Annotated in this window: 18 protein-coding genes and 1 pseudogene; 13 read left to right on the forward strand and 6 right to left on the reverse strand. The window is 73.9% G+C overall.

The window, feature by feature from the left end:
• Positions 1–8 precede the first annotated feature (8 nt).
• A complete protein-coding gene (locus WME85_RS22475) occupies positions 9–1,406 on the forward strand; it encodes a hypothetical protein (RefSeq protein WP_437840821.1) in 1,398 nt (465 codons plus the stop codon).
• Positions 1,407–1,503: 97 nt separating this feature from the next.
• On the opposite strand, the gene WME85_RS22480 is transcribed toward WME85_RS22475, so the two are convergent.
• The 3 genes from WME85_RS22480 to WME85_RS22490 all read right to left on the reverse strand — a co-directional run bounded on the left by WME85_RS22480 (position 1,504) and on the right by WME85_RS22490 (position 3,410).
• Positions 1,504–1,893 carry a hypothetical protein gene (locus tag WME85_RS22480; protein WP_437840823.1) on the reverse strand — a complete coding sequence of 130 codons (390 nt, stop codon included), beginning with the start codon at positions 1,891–1,893 and terminating at the stop codon, positions 1,504–1,506.
• 270 nt (positions 1,894–2,163) lie between these two features.
• Complete coding sequence (locus WME85_RS22485) at positions 2,164–2,349, reverse strand: hypothetical protein (protein WP_437840825.1); 186 nt, start codon at positions 2,347–2,349, stop codon at positions 2,164–2,166.
• Positions 2,346–3,410 carry a helix-turn-helix transcriptional regulator gene (locus tag WME85_RS22490; protein ID WP_437840827.1) on the reverse strand — a complete coding sequence of 355 codons (1,065 nt, stop codon included), beginning with the start codon at positions 3,408–3,410 and terminating at the stop codon, positions 2,346–2,348. Before WME85_RS22490 ends, WME85_RS22485 begins: the two co-directional genes overlap by 4 nt.
• A gap of 200 nt (positions 3,411–3,610) precedes the next feature.
• Here WME85_RS22490 and WME85_RS22495 point away from each other — a divergent pair, with 200 nt between their 5' ends.
• Entirely contained in the window at positions 3,611–4,564 is a 954-nt protein-coding gene (locus WME85_RS22495) for an SDR family oxidoreductase (protein ID WP_437840829.1), read from the forward strand.
• 18 nt (positions 4,565–4,582) lie between these two features.
• Here WME85_RS22495 and WME85_RS22500 read toward each other — a convergent pair whose 3' ends face one another.
• The 3 genes and pseudogenes from WME85_RS22500 to WME85_RS22510 all read right to left on the reverse strand — a co-directional run.
• Positions 4,583–5,020 (reverse strand): 23S rRNA (pseudouridine(1915)-N(3))-methyltransferase RlmH, encoded by a 438-nt coding sequence (locus WME85_RS22500; RefSeq protein WP_437760236.1) that lies wholly within the window; start codon positions 5,018–5,020, stop codon positions 4,583–4,585.
• A gap of 7 nt (positions 5,021–5,027) precedes the next feature.
• On the reverse strand, positions 5,028–5,918 hold the full coding sequence (gene rsfS, locus WME85_RS22505; protein WP_437840830.1) for a ribosome silencing factor: 891 nt from the start codon (positions 5,916–5,918) through the stop codon (positions 5,028–5,030).
• A gap of 59 nt (positions 5,919–5,977) precedes the next feature.
• A pseudogene (locus tag WME85_RS22510) lies at positions 5,978–6,136 on the reverse strand (glutamate-5-semialdehyde dehydrogenase); the annotation flags it as partial.
• Positions 6,137–6,248: 112 nt separating this feature from the next.
• Between WME85_RS22510 and WME85_RS22515 the strand changes: the two are divergent.
• The 11 genes from WME85_RS22515 (at position 6,249) to WME85_RS22565 (ending at position 16,291) form a co-directional block, all read left to right on the forward strand.
• The gene (locus tag WME85_RS22515; RefSeq protein ID WP_437840831.1) at positions 6,249–6,599 is read left to right on the forward strand and encodes a hypothetical protein; all 351 of its coding nucleotides are present in this window, start codon (positions 6,249–6,251) and stop codon (positions 6,597–6,599) included.
• Positions 6,596–6,901 carry a hypothetical protein gene (locus WME85_RS22520; RefSeq protein WP_437840833.1) on the forward strand — a complete coding sequence of 102 codons (306 nt, stop codon included), beginning with the start codon at positions 6,596–6,598 and terminating at the stop codon, positions 6,899–6,901. Before WME85_RS22515 ends, WME85_RS22520 begins: the two co-directional genes overlap by 4 nt.
• Before the next feature lie 94 nt (positions 6,902–6,995).
• Positions 6,996–8,570: a glutamine-hydrolyzing GMP synthase gene (guaA, locus tag WME85_RS22525; RefSeq protein WP_437840834.1), complete on the forward strand. Its 1,575-nt coding sequence runs from the start codon at positions 6,996–6,998 to the stop codon at positions 8,568–8,570.
• Between the two features lie 2 nt (positions 8,571–8,572).
• The gene (locus WME85_RS22530; protein ID WP_437840836.1) at positions 8,573–8,890 is read left to right on the forward strand and encodes a PEGA domain-containing protein; all 318 of its coding nucleotides are present in this window, start codon (positions 8,573–8,575) and stop codon (positions 8,888–8,890) included.
• A gap of 181 nt (positions 8,891–9,071) precedes the next feature.
• On the forward strand, positions 9,072–9,494 hold the full coding sequence (locus tag WME85_RS22535) for a hypothetical protein (protein ID WP_437840838.1): 423 nt from the start codon (positions 9,072–9,074) through the stop codon (positions 9,492–9,494).
• Positions 9,491–10,318, forward strand: coding sequence for an RNA polymerase sigma factor (locus tag WME85_RS22540; RefSeq protein WP_437840840.1), 828 nt, complete (start codon positions 9,491–9,493; stop codon positions 10,316–10,318). Before WME85_RS22535 ends, WME85_RS22540 begins: the two co-directional genes overlap by 4 nt.
• A 329-nt stretch (positions 10,319–10,647) precedes the next feature.
• Entirely contained in the window at positions 10,648–10,818 is a 171-nt protein-coding gene (locus WME85_RS22545; RefSeq protein WP_437311497.1) for a hypothetical protein, read from the forward strand.
• A 373-nt stretch (positions 10,819–11,191) separates the two neighbouring features.
• Positions 11,192–12,829 carry a serine/threonine-protein kinase gene (locus tag WME85_RS22550; RefSeq protein ID WP_437840842.1) on the forward strand — a complete coding sequence of 546 codons (1,638 nt, stop codon included), beginning with the start codon at positions 11,192–11,194 and terminating at the stop codon, positions 12,827–12,829.
• A 68-nt stretch (positions 12,830–12,897) separates the two neighbouring features.
• A complete protein-coding gene (locus tag WME85_RS22555; RefSeq protein WP_437840843.1) occupies positions 12,898–13,881 on the forward strand; it encodes a hypothetical protein in 984 nt (327 codons plus the stop codon).
• A 72-nt stretch (positions 13,882–13,953) separates the two neighbouring features.
• Entirely contained in the window at positions 13,954–15,327 is a 1,374-nt protein-coding gene (locus tag WME85_RS22560; protein ID WP_437840845.1) for a 3-deoxy-7-phosphoheptulonate synthase class II, read from the forward strand.
• 259 nt (positions 15,328–15,586) lie between these two features.
• The gene (locus WME85_RS22565; protein ID WP_437840847.1) at positions 15,587–16,291 is read left to right on the forward strand and encodes a hypothetical protein; all 705 of its coding nucleotides are present in this window, start codon (positions 15,587–15,589) and stop codon (positions 16,289–16,291) included.
• Positions 16,292–16,610 lie beyond the last annotated feature (319 nt).

Below are 16,610 nucleotides of genomic sequence, written 5' to 3' on the forward strand. Positions count from 1 at the left end.
GCGCCCTCATGAAGAACAAGCTTCCGGGGCGCGCGCTCGCCGCGCTCGGCCTGCTGCTCCTCGGCTGCGCGTCCGAGCCGCCCACCATCACCATCGAGGTCGTCCCCGGGCACGAGGCGAGCGCCTTCCAGGAAGACCCGCCCGTCGCCCGCATCGAGGTGACCGCGACGGCGATCGAGGGCGACGTCGCCGTGTCCGCGACGGGGGTGCCGGGCGGGGCGCTCGACTTCGGCGAGATCCCGGCGGAGAAGGCGTACACGTTCGAGGTGCGCGGCCTGGACGCGGGCGGGGCGACCGTCGTGCGAGGGCGCTCGGCTGCGGGCATCTACCTCGCCTCGCTGGCGGGCGACGCGCTGCAGCTCTTCGCCCAGCGGACCGGCCAGTGGGCGCGTCCGCCCGGCGAGCTCGCGGCCTCGCGCGTCGGCGCGCCCGGCGGCACGCTCGCGGAGCGCTACATGTTCCTCACCGGCGGCGCCGCGGCGGGCGCCGCCGCGGGCGTCGAGCCGGCGCGGCTCGACGCGTACGATCTCGCGGGGTGGGTCGGGAGCGCCTCGAGCGGCGCGCTCCCGCTGGCGGCGCGGTCGCTCGTCGTCCGGGCAAACCTGCTGCTCGCGCTCGACGACGACGGCGCGACGTGGACCGACCTCGCGGCGGGGCAGAGCGCCGAGGCGTCGCTGCCAGCGGGGCTCGGCTCGTTCGCCGAGGTGGCGGGCGGCCGGACGGTCGAGGCCACGGACGGGCGCTCGTTCGTCATCGGCGCGACGCGCGGGGGCGAGCCTGCCGGGGCGCCGGGTCAGCCCTCGGACGCCGTGCTCGTCATCGGCGCGGACCTGACGCTCTCGGTGGCGAGGCTCCGCCACGCGCGGGCCGGCGCCGCGGCCGTGTGGGTGGAGGGGCTGGGCTTGGTGGTCGCCGGCGGGAGCGCGGACGGCGCAGGGCTGGAGGTGCTCGGCGACGGCGCGACAGCGTTCCTGCCGCGGCCGTTCCCGCCGGACGCCTCTCGCGGCGCGGGCGCCGCGGTGATCGGGCCCGGGGAGATCGCGCTCGTCGGCGGAATCCAGGAGGGCGCTGCGGCGCCGACCCGGCGGCTGGCGCCGGGGTGCGCGGCGAGCTGCGCCGCCGCGGGGGTCGAGGGCGCCGCGCTGCCGGCGCCGATCGTGGAGGTCGCCGCGTTCGCGCTGGCCGGCGGGCGCATCATCGCCGTGGGCTCCGAGGCCGGCGAGGGCGGGCTGACGAGGAGCTTCGTGGTCGACGTCGCCGGGGGCCAGGCCGAGGAGCTGCCGCTGCGCGAGCCGCGGCGCGGCGCGACCGCCGTGCCCGCGCCGAACGGGACGCTCGCGCTGCTCGGCGGGGTCCACCCGGACGGGACGCCGGCGCTCGCGATCGAGACGTTCTTCCCGGAGTGAGCGATCCACGGGCGGCCTCGGGTGCCGGTCGCGTCGCGGCCTCGGGCCGCCGCGGGGAGCCGTCTCCGGCCGAGGTGCGCGCGTGGGCCGCGCGACGCTATTTCATGAGAAATCCGACGCGAAAGGTGAGCGTTCGCCAGACCTCGACGGGCTCACCGTCGCTCACGACGGGCTCCGCGCGCATCCTCTTCAGCGCTGCGAATACGTTATCCTCGGCCGCGCGGGGCCCTCGCAGCCGCCTGCAGCCGTAGTACTCGCCCTCGGTGGAGAGGCGGCAACGGACTTCGATGATGTCGTCCTGAAGGCCGAGATCCGAGTGTGCGCTGCCACCCGGGACCCAGGGCTTCGCGTTGCCGTCGTCATCGACGTACCACGCTGACTCGGCGTGCTCGTCGACCGCCGAGGGCGCCGCCTCCGTGGCCGGGGTGCTCGCTGCGCAGGCTGTCGCGCCGAGGAAGAACAAGACTCCTGTTCGAGCGTGGTTCACCCGGGCTCCCCTCTTTATCTTGCCTTGGAGCCTTCATGGATATCCTTCCTTGCGCGCTCCGGATAGGCGGCTTCGCACACGTCACGGCGGCAGGCTCGGCATTCGGTCGTAAGAGGTGCGGGCCTGGAGGCGTCGAGGTGAGGTGATGAGCCGAAGGGGCATGGCGCGCGCCTGCCTCCGCGCGGGTGAGATGAGCTTTCGGCGCGGGTGAGATGAGCCTTCCCGGGCGAGGGCGAGCTGCGGCCGAGCGGGCGCCGCAGCGGATCCGCCTCAGCGAGGATCTCGACTGCTGCTGCCGTCGAGCGTTTCCACGGGTATCCGCTCGGAATCCCATGCGAAGAACCCGCGGGCGCCGATGCACAGGTCTGCGATCGCGTGGGCGGCGGCGATCCGCTCCTCCATGGCGGCAACTTCGAAGAAGCGGCGCGCGGCGCGGTCGTGCGCGCCGGGGCTCATCGGGCTCCCGTCCTCTCGGCGGCTGCGCGGCGCCTCCGCCGCGTCGGCGCCGCGGCCACCCCGGCGCTCGCCGCCGCCCGCGCCCCGTCGCGCGCCCCGTACACCGCGCCGAGGTCACTCGCGATCGCCTCGAGCCGCGCCCGCAGCGCCGCCGGCTCGATCACCTCCGCTTCTCTGCCGAGGCCGATGATCTGCGAGGCCGCGATCGACTCGCGCTCGAAGTCGACCGTCACGGTCCTCGCCCCATCGCGCCCGCGCCTCCCCTGCCCCCACCGCTCGTGCTCGCCGCGGGGCCGGATCCGCCGGAGCGCCTCTTCACCCGCCTCGGTCACGCGCAGGGTCGCCACGTAGCTCGCCCGGCGCTCCCCGAACCGCTGGCACCACTCCTTCCAGCAGGTCGCCAGATCGAACCCCGCCGGCCGCTCGAACCGCTCCTCCAGGAGCCGCGCCCCCTCCACGCGCGCGCCCCGGAACACGCTCGGCCCCCGCTCGGCCCCCGCCACGAGGTACCAGCGCTCGGCCTTGATCACGAGCCCGTACGGATCCACCACCCGCTCGCTCGCCTCCCCGTCGAAGTCCCGGTACGCGAGCCACACCTTGCGGTCCTGCCAGACTCCCTCCCGCAGCACATCCAGGTGCGGCACCACCTCCCGGCCCTGGAACCACCCCGACGAGTCCACGTGCAGCCGCTGCCGCGCGTGCTCGGCCGCGGATCGCTGCACGACCGGCAGCGCCGCCGACAGCTTGATCAACCCGCTCTCCAGCGCCGCCGACAGCCCGATGTCGGCCAGCGCACCCGGCGCGGCGACCGCGGAGAGCGCGTGCACCTCGGCCTGCGTCAGCCCGGTCAGGCTCGTTTGCCACCCCTCCAGCAGCGCGATCCCGCCGTTCGGACCGCGGTGCGCGTAGACAGGAACGCCCGCCGACGACAGCGCGTCGAGGTCCCGGTAGATCGTCCGCGCCGAGACCTGCAGGCGGCGCGCGAGCTCCTCCGCCGTCAGCTGACGGCTCTTCGCCTGCTGGAGGAGCAACATCAAGCTGAGCAGCCGATCCGCGCGCATGGCCGTCCCTGGTTCCTGACCGTGATCCGATCCGCTTTGAAGCCTACGCGCAATTCATGACAGGAGGTGTCAGGAATGCTCCCGTAGCGTCCCAGGACGACCGGAGCCGGCGGCGCCGCACCCCACGAACCCGAGGGCGCCGTACGCCCCGTGCGCGCCGCACGCCGACCGAGCGCCGGTCCCGAAGGAGGAGACACCGTATGAGACCGCTTGAAGGACAGGTCGCCCTCGTCGCCGGCGCCACGCGCGGCGCCGGGCGCGCGATCGCCTGCTCGCTCGGCGAGGCCGGCGCGACGGTTTACTGCACCGGGCGCAGCGTCCGCGGCCGGCCCGCCACGGGCCAGCGCCCCGAGACCATCGAGGAGACCGCGGAGCGGGTGACCGCGGCCGGCGGGCACGGCGTCGCCGTGCAGGTCGACCACACCGTCGAGGAGCAGGTCGAGGCGCTCTGCGCGCAGATCCGGCGCGAGCAAGGCCGGCTCGACGTCCTCGTCAACGACGTCTGGGGCGGCGACGAGCTCACCGAGTTCGGCCAGCCGTTCTGGAAGCTCTCCCTGCCCAGGGGGAAGCTCCTGCTCGAGCGCGCGGTCACCTCGCACGTCATCACGAGCCGCCACGCGGTGCCGATCATGCTCGAGCGCGACCGGGGCCTCATCGTCGAGGTCACCGACGGCGACAGCTTCGGCTACCGCGGCAACCTCTTCTACGACCTGGCGAAGATGTCCGTCATCCGCCTCGCCTTCGCCATGGCCTGGGAGCTGCGGCGCCACCCCGCCATGACGGCGCTCGCGATCACGCCGGGCTTCCTGCGCTCGGAGGCCATGCTCGAGGGCTTCGGCGTCACGGAGGAGAACTGGCGAGACGCGGTCGCCAAGGACCCGCACTTCATCGCCTCGGAGACCCCCTTCTACGTGGGCCGCGCCGTCGCGGCGCTCGCCGCCGACCCGGACGTCGCGGCGCGATCAGGCCGCGTCTTCAGCTCGTGGGACCTCGCCAGGGAGTACGGCTTCACCGACGTCGACGGCCGGCAGCCCCACTGGGGCGAGCACTTCGCGCGGACGATCGGCCCGTACAACAAGGCCGACGCGGCGGCGTACGCGAGCTGGTTCAACGGCCCGATGGACCTCGCCTGCCCCGACTGGCCCAGGGAGTGACCGCGCGCGCCCCACGCTTCAGTGCGCGTAGGGCTCGCCCCGCAGCAGCGTCATCGCGCGGTAGAGCTGCTCGATGAGCACGAGCCGCGCGAGGCGGTGCGGGAACGTGAGCGGCGACAGGCTCCACCGGTCGTCCGCCGCGGCGGAGACGTCCGGCGGCAGCCCGTCCGCTCCCCCGATCAGGAACGTGACCACCCCCTTGCCGCGCGAGCCCCACCGCTCCACGCCGGCCGCGAACGCCTCGCTGCCGAGCGCCTTGCCGTTCACCTCCATGGCGATGACGCTCGCCCCCACCGCCGCGCGCGCGAGCAACGGCCCGACCTTCGCGGGCGGGCCGTCCGGGATCTCGATCTCGTCGCACGCCACGTAGCGGCGGATCCGACCGAGGTACTCGTCGATCGCCGCGCGCAGCGGCTTGTCCTTCACGCGCCCGACGGCCGCGACGACGAGACGCACGGCGCGCTCAGCTCGGGTCGAACCGCGGGGCGGGGTGCGCCCCCGGCGGCGGGGCCTCCTGCGGGACCGGCACGCGGCCCGCGTCGATCCAGAGCCCTTCGATGTCATAGAGGCGCCGCGTCTCCTCCTGGAACACGTGCACCACCACGTCGCCGAAGTCGATCAGCACCCAGGTCGCCGCGGCGAGGCCCTCCATCGAGAGCGGCGCGACGTTGTGCTTGCGCGTCGCCTCCTCCAGGCCCGTCGCGATCGCGTGGACGTGCCGGTCGGAGCGGCCCGTCATGATCACCAGGTAGTCCGCGTAGTCGACGCGCCCCACCACCTCCAGGATCTCGACGCCGATCGCCTTCTTGTCGAGCCCCGCCGCGGCCAGCGTCAGCGCGAGCTCGCGCGCCGGCGCCGACGGCTCGGGGACCGGCGGCGGCGTGCTGCGGCGCGTGCCGGCGCGCTTCGGGCCGGCGAGCGGCGACTTGGTCCGCGCCGGCGCCCGCCCCGCGAGCGGCAGCATCGCCTTCGCCCCGCCCTCGCCCCGCGTGGGGCGCGGCGCGTCGCCGTCGTCCCGCGCCGGACGCCGCGCCCGCGTCGCCGGCCGATCCGCCGGGATCGGCCGCGCCGGGCGCGCCAGCTGCTCCACCTCGTCGCCCGCGCCGGCCGCGCGGCGCGCGCTCGCCGCCTTCTTCGCGCCGGGCTCGCCCACGCCCGCGTGGGAAGCGCGGATCCGGGGCGACGCCGGCCGCTTCGTCTTCGTCGCGGACGACGCCCGCCCCGCCGCGCCCGCCTTCGCCGTCGTCGCCTTCTTCCGCGCCGGGGTGCGAGGCTCCGCGCTCTCGCCCGCCTTCGACCCCGACTTCGCTCGCGGCTTGCTGCTCCCTTCGCCTGCGTCCTTCTTCGTCGCCAACGTTCTCTCGCTTTCTTGTGCCCGGTCGGTTCCACCGGGCGCCCCTCGTCTCGCCCGCGTCAGCGGGTCTGGCCCTCGCCGCGCGCGATCCGCTCGATCGCCGTCAGGCTCGAGAGCCCCATGGGGCCATGGGCATGGAGCATCGTCGTGGAGATGCCGACCTCCGCGCCGAGGCCGAGCTCGCCGCCATCGTTGAGCCGGGGCGACGCGTTCGCCAGCGGCGTGCGCTCGATACCAACATCAACGTCGCTCTGCTCCATGGCGGGAACCTAGCTCGCCTCCCTGCGCAGGCCAACCGTTCTCCTTCGTGTCCGTGCTAGCGTACCGGCCGTGCGCGGCGATCTACGAAGCTCGAGCCAGGCGCTCCTCGCACGCCGCTCCCGCCCGGCATGGCGCGCGCCGCGCGCGGCGGTGCTGCTCGCGGGGGCGCTCCTCGCGGCGTGCGGCGGCGCGGACGCGGGCGAGGACGCGCCCGCCCCGCCGAGCACGGGCATCCCCCTCGCCGCGCCGGACGCGCGCGGGGCGCCGCTGGAGTCCGCGCCGCCGGCCCCGTCCATCCCGCCCTCGCCTTACGTCGACCCGGAGGGGCTCCAGATCCCGCCCGATCCGTTCGGCCCTCCCGAGATCCCGCCGCAGCCGGCTCCTGCCGGTAGCTCCGGCGGGAGCGGAGTCCAGCTATGAAACGAGCTCACCACGCCTCGCCGCTCGCCGCGCTCGCCGCCGCGCTCCTCGCCGCGGCGTGCTCGTCCTCCCCGAAGCCGTTCCCGGCGGGTCCGCCGCCCGAGTACGAGCCGCCGCGCGCGTTCGACGGCGGCGCGCCCGGCAGCGATGCGCCGGCAGCCCCCGCGGCCCCGGACGCGCCGCCGGACGACGCCGCAGCCGCGCCGGGCGCGCCGCTGCTGGCCCCGTCGCCGGTCGCGCCTCCGACGGGCGCGCCTCCGACGGGCACGCCCGCGCCACCGCCGCCTCCCACGCAGCCGTGACCCGGCGAGCCGAGCGGGGCGAGCCATCCAGCGGGAGCGCCGCGCTCGCGCTTCATGGCTCGCGCCGCCCGGCTATGGCGGATCCCGCCCCGCCATGCTAGCGGCAGCCATGCTCTCACCCCGTCGGGACTTCGTCGTCATCCTCGATTTTGGCTCTCAGTACACGCAGCTCATCGCCCGGCGCGTGCGCGAGTCTGGCGTCTACTGCGAGATCCACCGCTTCGACGTGCCCGTCGCCGAGCTGCGCCGGCTCGCCCCGCGGGCGCTCATCCTGTCCGGCGGCCCCGCCAGCGTGTACGGCGAGAGCGCGCCCCACTGCTCCCGCGAGGTCCTGGAGCTCGGCGTCCCGACGCTCGGCATCTGTTACGGGCTCCAGCTCATGGCGCACCACCTCGGCGGCAAGGTCGAGCGCGCGCACTCCGGGGGCGAGTACGGCCCGGCGACGGTGCGGATCGAGCGCCCGACGGGCATCTTCTCCCGCTTCGCCGAGGGCGACGCCATCGACGTCTGGATGAGCCACGGCGATCGCCTCGCCGCGCTGCCCGAGGGGTTCGTCGCGCTCGGCACCACGGCCGGCAGCCCGCTCTGCGCCGTCGCCCGCGAGCGCGACAAGCTCTACGGCCTCCAGTTCCACCCCGAGGTCGTCCATACCCCGCGCGGCAAGGAGATCCTCCAGGCGTTCCTCTTCGACGTCGCCGGCCTCTCGCCGACGTGGACCCCCGCGTCGTTCGTGGAGGAGGCGATCGCCGCGGTCCGCGAGAAGGCTGGCCAGCACGACCGCGTCATCCTGGGCCTCTCGGGCGGCGTCGACTCCTCGGTCGCCGCCGTCCTCTGTCAGCGCGCGCTCGGCGACCGGCTGACGTGCATCTTCGTCGACAACGGCCTCCTGCGCGAGGGCGAGGCCGAGAGCGTCGAGCGCACGTTCCGCGATCACTTCCACATGAACCTCGACGCCGTCGACGCGTCGGCGCGGTTCCTCGAGGGGCTGCGCGGCGTCGTCGACCCCGAGCAGAAGCGCAAGGTGATCGGCCGCCTGTTCATCGAGGTGTTCGAGGAGGAGGCGAAGCGGGTCCAAGGCGCGAAGTGGCTCGTCCAGGGCACGCTCTACCCCGACGTCATCGAGAGCGTCTCGTTCAAGGGGCCGAGCGCCGTCATCAAGAGCCACCACAACGTCGGCGGCCTGCCCGAGCGGATGAACCTCGGCCTGATCGAGCCGCTGCGGGAGCTCTTCAAGGACGAGGTGCGGGCCGCCGGCGAGGCGCTCGGCATGCCGCGGGAGATCCTCTATCGCCAGCCGTTCCCGGGCCCGGGCCTCGCGGTGCGGTGCCTCGGCGAGGTGACGCCGGAGAAGCTCCGCGTGCTCAGGGCGGCCGACACCATCTTCGACCAGGAGATCCGCGCCGCCGGGCTCTACGAGTCGCTCTGGCAGAGCTTCTGCGTGCTGCTCCCGGTCCGCTCCGTGGGCGTGATGGGCGACGAGCGAACCTACGACGAGGCGATCGCGCTGCGCGCGGTGCACTCGACCGACGGCATGACCGCCGACTGGGCGCGGCTGCCCTACGACCTCATCGCCCGGGTGAGCTCGCGGATCATCAACGAGGTGCGGGGCGTGAACCGCGTGGTGCTCGACGTCTCCTCGAAGCCGCCCTCGACCATCGAGTGGGAGTGACGATGGCCGGCGCGAGCGCGAAGAGGACGTGCGCCCGAGCGGCGCTCCTGGTGCTCGGACTCTCGGCGTGCGCCGCGCGCACGCCGGCGACGGTGTCGCTGCGGGTGAAGGGGAACGTGCCCGACGCGTCGGTCACGATCGACGACCAGTACATCGGAGCGCTCGCCTTCGTCGCCGCCCGCGGCGTCGCGCTGCCGCCCGGCGCGCACCGCATCACCGTGGAAAAGGCGGGCTACTTCGCCTGGGATCGCCTCGTCGAGGCGAACAGCGGCGACCCGCCGATCCACCTCCAGGTGCAGCTGACGCGGGTGCCGGACTGAACGATGGCGCCGGGCTGACCGCCGCCCGGGCCACACGCCGTCACCGACCGTCACCGATCTGGGCCGCTCCCCCGGAGCGCGACAGCGCAACACGAAATCATCCTCGAGCGCTCTCCGTAATCCATGGCGATGGGTGCCCACAGCACCCATCCCAACCTCAACCCTGGCGGTGGAGCGGAGTATGCCAAAACGGAGCAGTCCGAGGGCGCTGTCCTGCGCGCCTTTCACCAAGAAAGCGGCCCGGCGCCCGCGCCGGCGCGCCACGCTCGATGTGTGCGGTCCCGGGAGCCGTCGTCCGGGCGGGCGCCTGTTTCACGCCCTGTGCGATCTCGCCGATCGCTTCCTGCAGCGCCGGGGGGATCCGCAGGCGATCCAGCTCGGCACCGTGCTGTTCTATGTCGCGTTCCACAGCGCTCGCGCTGCCGAGGAAGACGACTTCCGCCTCTCTCTCCGGACCTCGCTCGACATGCTCGTCGAGCTCGAGCCGGTCGAGCGCTGGCTCTGTCCGCCGCCGGCGCTCCAGCTGCCCGCTGGTCAGCCCACGCCGCGCCCCTACCCCACCTTCGCCGGCGCGGATCTGCCGGGGGCTCGGGGCTCCGGATGACGCTGCCCTCGCCGCCTTCCGCTCCGGCGTGCCCGTCGTTCGAGAGGGTCTACGCGGTGGGCCTTCCCTTCCTCCACCAGGCGCTCCGGTGGCTGGGCGTCGCGACGAACGACCTGGACGACCTGCTCCAGGAGGTCTTTCTCGCCGCCTACCGGGGCCTGGCCGCCTACGAGCCGTGGCGCTACCACGCGGCCCCTGGCGGCGAGCTCTCCGCGGCAGGAACGCCGCCCCTGCGCATCACGCCAGAGGCGGCGCTGCACCGGTGGCTCTTCGGCATCGCGTGGCGGAAGGTGAGCCACTACCATGCGCGCGCTCACCGGCGCCGCGAGATCCCTTCCGGCGCTGGCGCGTCCTGGCCGTTCGAGGGGTGCGCCCCGACGCCGACGCCGGAGCAAGCGCTCGCGAGCTCCGACCGCGCCGAGATCGTGACCGCGCTGCTCCTGAAGGTCGCGCCCGAGCGGCGCGTGATCCTCGTGATGTACGACCTGCTCGGCGTCGCGGTGGCCGACATCGCCCGCGAGCTCCAGCTCAACGAGAACACCGTCCGCTCCCGCCTGCGCCTCGCCCGCGAGGACTTCCGCGCGGCCGTCGCGCGCCAGTCCCGCGAGCGCCGCAGCGCGCTGCGAGCCCTCTCCGCGCTGGAGCGCCCCCTCCACGCCGCCGCCGCGTCCCTGCTGCGGGCGGCGCGCGCGTTTCCGCCCGTCCCCGCGCCCGTCGCGCGCGCGCTCTGGCTCCGCCTCGAGCGACGGTGCTGCCAGCAGCTCGACGAGCGCCCCGGCCTCGCGCCGCTCCCCGATCCTCCTGGCGTCGCCGCGATCGCGTGAACGCGAGGGAACTACGTCAGAGACGTCAAGAGAACGACGCGGACGATTCACACCGCCCCGACGCGGCGTAGCGTGGCGTGGCGTGGCGTGCCGTGGATGAATGTCGCGCACGCGCGCCGCGACGCCTCCCCCACGGCGAATACCAAACAGCGAGCTGCACATGCGAAAGTGCGACAACGCAAACGGTGAACGCGAGACGAGCGCGAGACGAGCGCGAGACGAGCGCGAGGCGAGCGCGAGAAAAGCGAACCGAGCGGCCCCACTGGCAGCTTGACGCCCCCGTACGTTTGTGTAGTCTCCGCCGCCCCCGCAGAGAAAGTCCTACGATCATGGCCAATACTCCGAAGTGGAATGTCCGTCTGCGTCACGAATGGCTCGCCACCCCGCTCAAGAAGAAGCGCCTGAAGCGCTGCCAGAAGGCGCGGATCGGCCTGCTCGACGCGGAGCAGCGCAAGGCAGCCAAGCAGAAGCCCGTCCAGGCTGAGCAGACCGCGAGCTGACCCGCCGACCACCGTGCGGCGATAGCCGGACCGGCCGCGCGAAGACCTCGACACCGCGTGCCGATCAAGGTCCGGCAGGTCGGCGTCCTCGTGCGGCGCGATCCGTGGTAGCGTCGCCTCGCGGTGTTCGCCTGCGGTTCGGCGACGGATCGTCGGCCCCCGCCTCGGGCGTGGGCTGACCAGGATTCATGGGAGCGAGGCCCTGAGCGTGTCGGATTCGAGCTTTTCGCCCGGTCGCTCGGGCAGCCCTGCCGTACCCGCGTCCCGTCCTGGCGGAGGCGCGCCCTCGACTGCGCCTGAGGAGGGCGACGGACCCACCCGCGTCATGAGCGACACGGAGCGGCAGGCCGCTCTTGCCGCCGTCCGCGGAGCGTTGGCTCAGCCCCAGGCAGCCGCCGCCCCGTCCACGACCGCGGAGACGGTCCGCCCACCGCCTCCTCCCCCGGGCGGGAGCGCGGCGGCGCACGACCTCGCCCCCGAGACGGTTCGCCCGCTCGCGGTCCCCGCCGGGCTCGAGGCGGTCTACGCGACCGCCGACACAGTCCGTCCGCCCGCGCCGCCCACGCCGCCCGCCGGCAGCGCGCCGGGCGAGGAGCCTGCGCAGGCGGACCCGCTCGTCGGCACGACGGTGGTGGGCGCGTACCTCATCACCCGCCTCCTCGGCGAGGGCGGCATGGGCCGCGTCTACGAGACGCAGCACACCCGCATCCCGGGCAAGCGGTTCGCGCTGAAGACGCTCCACCCCGAGCTCTCTCAGCACCCCACCATCCTCGCGCGGTTCCAGCGCGAGGCCGAGGCGGCGGCGTCGATCCGGAGCCCGCACGTCGTCGAGATCTTCGACGTGAACCGGCTGGACGACGGCCGGCCGTGCATCATCGCCGAGTACCTGGATGGCCAGGGGCTCGGCGAGCTCCTCGCCGCGTCCGGAGGACGGCTGCCGGTCGGCACGGCGGTGCGGATCGCGCGTGAGGTCTGCGAGGGCATCGCGGCCGCGCACGCCGCGGGGGTCGTGCACCGGGACATCAAGCCGGAGAACATCTTCCTGACCGGCGACCCGGCGTGTCCGACCGTGAAGGTCCTCGATTTCGGCATCTCGAAGACCTCCGAGCCGTCGGCGCTCACCAGGACCGGCATGGTGCTCGGAACACCGGCCTACATGGCCCCGGAGCAGGCGAAGGGGGACGAGACCGATCCCCGGGCCGACATCTACTCGGTGGGGGCCGTCCTCTACCACGCGCTCACCGGGCAGCGCCCCTTCGAGCGCAGCGACCCGACGGCGACGCTCCTCGCCGTCATGACGGAGGAGCCGCCGGCGCCGCGGTCGCTCAACCCGGAGATCCCGCAGGGGCTGGAGCTCGTCATCCAGCGCGCCATGGCGAAGGAGAAGGAGGGCCGCCACGCCTCGATGAGCGAGCTCGCCAGCGATCTCGCGCCCTATGAGGAGGCGGCCGCGCCCGGGGGACCGTCGAGCGCGCGCGCGGCGCTCGGGCGCCAGTCCGTGGCCTACGGCAGGCCCTTCGCGCTCTCGTACGCCTTCGGCCTGCCCGCCTCGCCCGCGTCCGAGGCGTACCTGACGCGGCAGATGGTCTTCCTCTCGGCGAGCCTCGGCCTGGGATGGCTCGGCGCGGGTCTCGTCAGCAGCCTCGCCGGCCTCGCGCGCGCCGCGCGGAGCGACGCCAGCGCGCTGTCAGGCCGGGGCGCCGCGCTGCTCACGTTCGGGATCCTGTGCGCCCTGTTCGGCGTCGGGCTGCTCGGCGGCTTCTACGTCTTTCGCCACATCTGGCGGGACGACGTCAGGTTGAACGCGCTCGCGCCGAGGCTCACGACCCCGGTCGTGCTCGCCCTCGTGGCCTACGGCGTCGCGTCGCTGCTCGTGCGGCTCCTCGAGGCGGTGGTCCTGCAGCGGGCCGTCGGCATCGCCTGGCCGGTCTGGGACGCGCTGCTCTTCCTGGTTAGCGTGGGCGCCGCGCTCGCGGCCGCCGTGTTCCAGTGGCGAGAGCAGCGGCGATGAGGCAGCGGCCGGCCGGCGCGACGCCGGCCATGGGCCGCGGCCCGGGCCCGTGTTAGGGGAGCGGGACCATGCCAGCGCAGGCACCTGGAACGGGCGCCAGCCGCGCCAGCGTCCCCGACAGACCGGGCTCGCTCGCCGGGACAGGCAACACCCTGGCCGCCGGCCTCACCACCTCGGGCTCGCGCGCGTCGATGCTGGCGCGGACGCCGGCCGCGGCGCGGTGGCTGGTCGTGGGCACGGCCGCGACCGTGGCCGTCGTGCTCGCCGCCCCCCTGCTGCGCGACGGCGACTCGCTCGCCCGGCTCGAGGCCGCCGGGGGCGCCGGGCACGTGGGGCCGGCGGGCACCGCGCTCCGCCGCCCTGTCGCGCCGCGCCCGAGCGACGCGGCGCCGGCCGACGAGCTCGCGGCGGCGACCGCGGGCGGCGTGCTCGCGCTCGAGGCGCTCGCCGCGCGCCACCCCAAGGATCCCGCGATCTTCCGGGCCCTCATGCTGCGCCACGCGCTCCCGCCGCCCTACCACGCCGCCTCGCTCGCCGCGGCGAAGCGGCTCCTGGAGCTCGATCCGGGCGCGGCCGCCGACGACGACGTGAAGCGCGTCGTCGCGGGCGCCGCCGGCGGGCCGCCCGAGGTGGCCGCGGCCGCGCTCGATCTCATGGCGAGCAGCATGGGCAGCCAGGGGGCGGAGCTCCTCTACGACCTCGCGGCGGGCAGCTCGGCGCTGAAGGAGCGCGCCGCGCGCCGCTTCGCCGAGGCCGCGGTCCAGGAGCGGGCGTCGCCCGCGCTGCGCGTCGCGCACGAGCTGCGCGTCGCCCCGTCCTGCAAGGCGCGGCAGGCCCTGCTGGCGCGCGCGGCGGCCGACGGCGATCGGCGCGCCATCGATGTCCTCTCGCCGCTCATCGTCGGCAAGAGCAAGGGATGCGGCTTTCTCGGGATGAGCCGCTGCGCGGCGCCGTGCGCCTCGCTCGCGAAGGAGATCAAGGCGGCAATCCAGGCGATCGAGGCCCGCACCGGGCCATCGCCCGGGGCGGCCACCGAGCCCGAGCGCCCATGATCGCGCCCGAGAGTCGGTGACGTTGACCGAGGGTTGCGCGGGTGGGAGCCTTGCCATATCAGGGCTCAACTCATGTACGTTCCTGCTCAATCCTGGTCGCCAGATTCATGGCGTGAACGTCCCAACGCCGCGCCCCTCCCCTACGACGACGCCGAGGCCGTCGACGCGGCCGTCGAGAAGCTCCGGGCGCTGCCGCCGCTCGTGACCTCGTGGGAGGTCGAGCGGCTCAAAGGCCACCTGGCCCAGGCGCAGATCGGTCGCCGGTTCGTGCTGCAGGGGGGCGACTGCGCGGAGACGCTCGACGACTGCCGCCCGAACATCGTCACGAACAAGCTCAAGATCCTCTTGCAGATGTCGCTCGTGCTGGTGCACGGCGCCCGCCAGCCGGTGGTGCGCCTCGGGCGCTTCGCCGGCCAGTACGCCAAGCCGCGATCGAGCCAGCTGGAGACGCGCGACGGCGTGAGCTTGCCCAGCTATTTCGGGGATCTCATCAACAGGGCTCCCTTCGAGGCCGCCGCCCGCCGCCCCGATCCGGGCCTGATGGTCGCGGGCTACCAGCACGCGGCGCTCACCCTGAACTTCATCCGTTCGCTGTCGGAGGGCGGCTTCGCCGATCTCCACCACCCGGAGTACTGGGACCTGAGCTTCCTCGAGCGGGCGGATCTGCCCGGCGAGCTGCGCGAGCGTTACCAGCGGATGACCGAGCAGGTCGGGGAGGCCCTCCGGTTCATGGAGGCGCTCGCCGAGGTGCCTGTCGGGGAGCTGTCACGGGTCGAGTTCTTCACGAGCCACGAGGGGCTCAACCTGCACTACGAGGCAGCGCAGACCCGGAAGGTCGCGCGCCGCCCCGGCTATTACGACCTGACGACGCACCTGCCCTGGATCGGCGAGCGCACGCGGCAGCCCGACGGCGCGCACGTCGAGTTCTTCAGCGGGATAGCGAACCCGGTGGGCATCAAGCTCGGCCCGAAGACGGTCCCCGGCGAGGTGATCCGCCTCCTCGACCGGCTGAACCCGGCGGACGAGCCGGGCAAGATCGTGCTCATCGTGCGCATGGGCGCGGGCCGCGTGCGCGAGGGGCTCCCGCCGCTCATCGAGGCGGTGCGGGCGGCGGGGCGCAAGGTGCTCTGGATGTCCGATCCGATGCACGGCAACACCCAGACGACGTCCGGCGGGATCAAGACACGGAATTTCGAGGACATCCTCACCGAGATCGAGGCCAGCTTCGAGGCGCACGAGTCGCTCGGATCCCACCTCGGCGGCGTCCACTTCGAGCTCACGGGCGACGATGTCACCGAGTGCATCGGGGCGGGGCTCACCGAGTCCGATCTCGACCGGCGCTACGCGAGCCTGTGCGATCCGAGGCTCAACTACCGCCAGTCGCTCGAGATGGCCTTCCGCATCGCCCACCGCATGGCGGAGTCCTCCCGACGCCTGAGGGGCTGATCTCCCGGACGCCCGCGGCGGCGGGCGCCCCGAAGCTCCGAGGAATGAGCCGCGGAGATGCGGAGATGCAGAGAGCGCAGAGTCCGTGATCCCCGTGGTGTCCGCTGTGCCTCGCTGGTCCAAGCTCTCTGTGTGACTCGCCATTTCAGCCCATCTGGCCCCCTGGCGCGCTCTCTCCCTGGCGGCTCCAGAAGCAGGAGACGCCTGGTGGCGATCCGTCGAGCCTGTCCCCACAGATCTTCGCGGGGGGTAGTTCGCCATGCAGAACATCTCGACACAACAGGGTGAGAGCCGGCACGGGGAGGGACAGGCCACCACGGAGGGATCACTCGAGGGACAGCAGCGCTCCGCCGCGGGCCCCTCGCTGCTCGAGTCTTTCCTGCCGGAGGCCGACATCGTCGTGAACCACGAGATCGTGGTGATGGCGACGCCGGAGGTGACGTACGCGGCGCTGCGGAGGGTGGATTTCGCGAAGAGCCGCTCCCTCCTGCTGCGCGCTGTGCTCGCGCTCCGCGTGGCGGACGTGCGGCGCGCCCGGCGCCGGCTCGGCCTCGCGCCGCTGCCCGCGCCCGCGCGCGTGTCGCTCCAGAACGTCCAGGACTACGGGCAGATCAAGCTGGCCGAGAAGGAGGGCTCCGAGATCGCCGTCGGCGTGATCGCGCGCCTGATGAGCACCGAGAGCATGTTCGCGGGACGGACCGCCGCCGAGTTCAAGGCGTTCGATTGCCCCGGGCACGTCAAGGCGGCGTCGGGCTTCGTCGTGACGCCCTACGGCCAGCGCCGGACGCTGCTCTCGTACGAGGCGCGGATCCGCGCGACCGACACGCGGACGCGGCGGCAGCTCTTCCTCTGGGACGCCCTGACGGCGCCCCTGATGAGGCTCGTCACCAGCCGGATGCTCCGCTACGCGGCGAGGGTCGCCGAGCGCCAGTGCGCCGCGCAGGGCCACCGCCAGGCGATCTGACGCTCTCGCACGTTCTCGCACGTCCTCGCAGCGCCTGCGCCAGGCGGGGCGCCACAGGTGATCCAGCTCCCGCGCAGCGCCGCTCGCCGAGCGGAGCGCCACCCAGCGGCAGGCGCGCGGGCCCGCGCGGATCACCGACGACCGCCGGGCGCGCGCCTTGCGCGCCTGCCCTCGCTCGTGCACCCTACGCGGCGAAGGAGGCCCGCCATGCGCCCGATTGCATCGACGAGCCTCGGTCTGACGCGCCGCTGAGCGCGCCAGCGAGGCTCACATCCCCGAGCTCATCTCGCGTGTCGCTGGAACTGCGCGGCCGACGCGT

This window comes from Sorangium sp. So ce1153 (assembly GCF_051521595.1).
GTDB lineage: Bacteria > Myxococcota_A > Polyangia > Polyangiales > Polyangiaceae > Sorangium.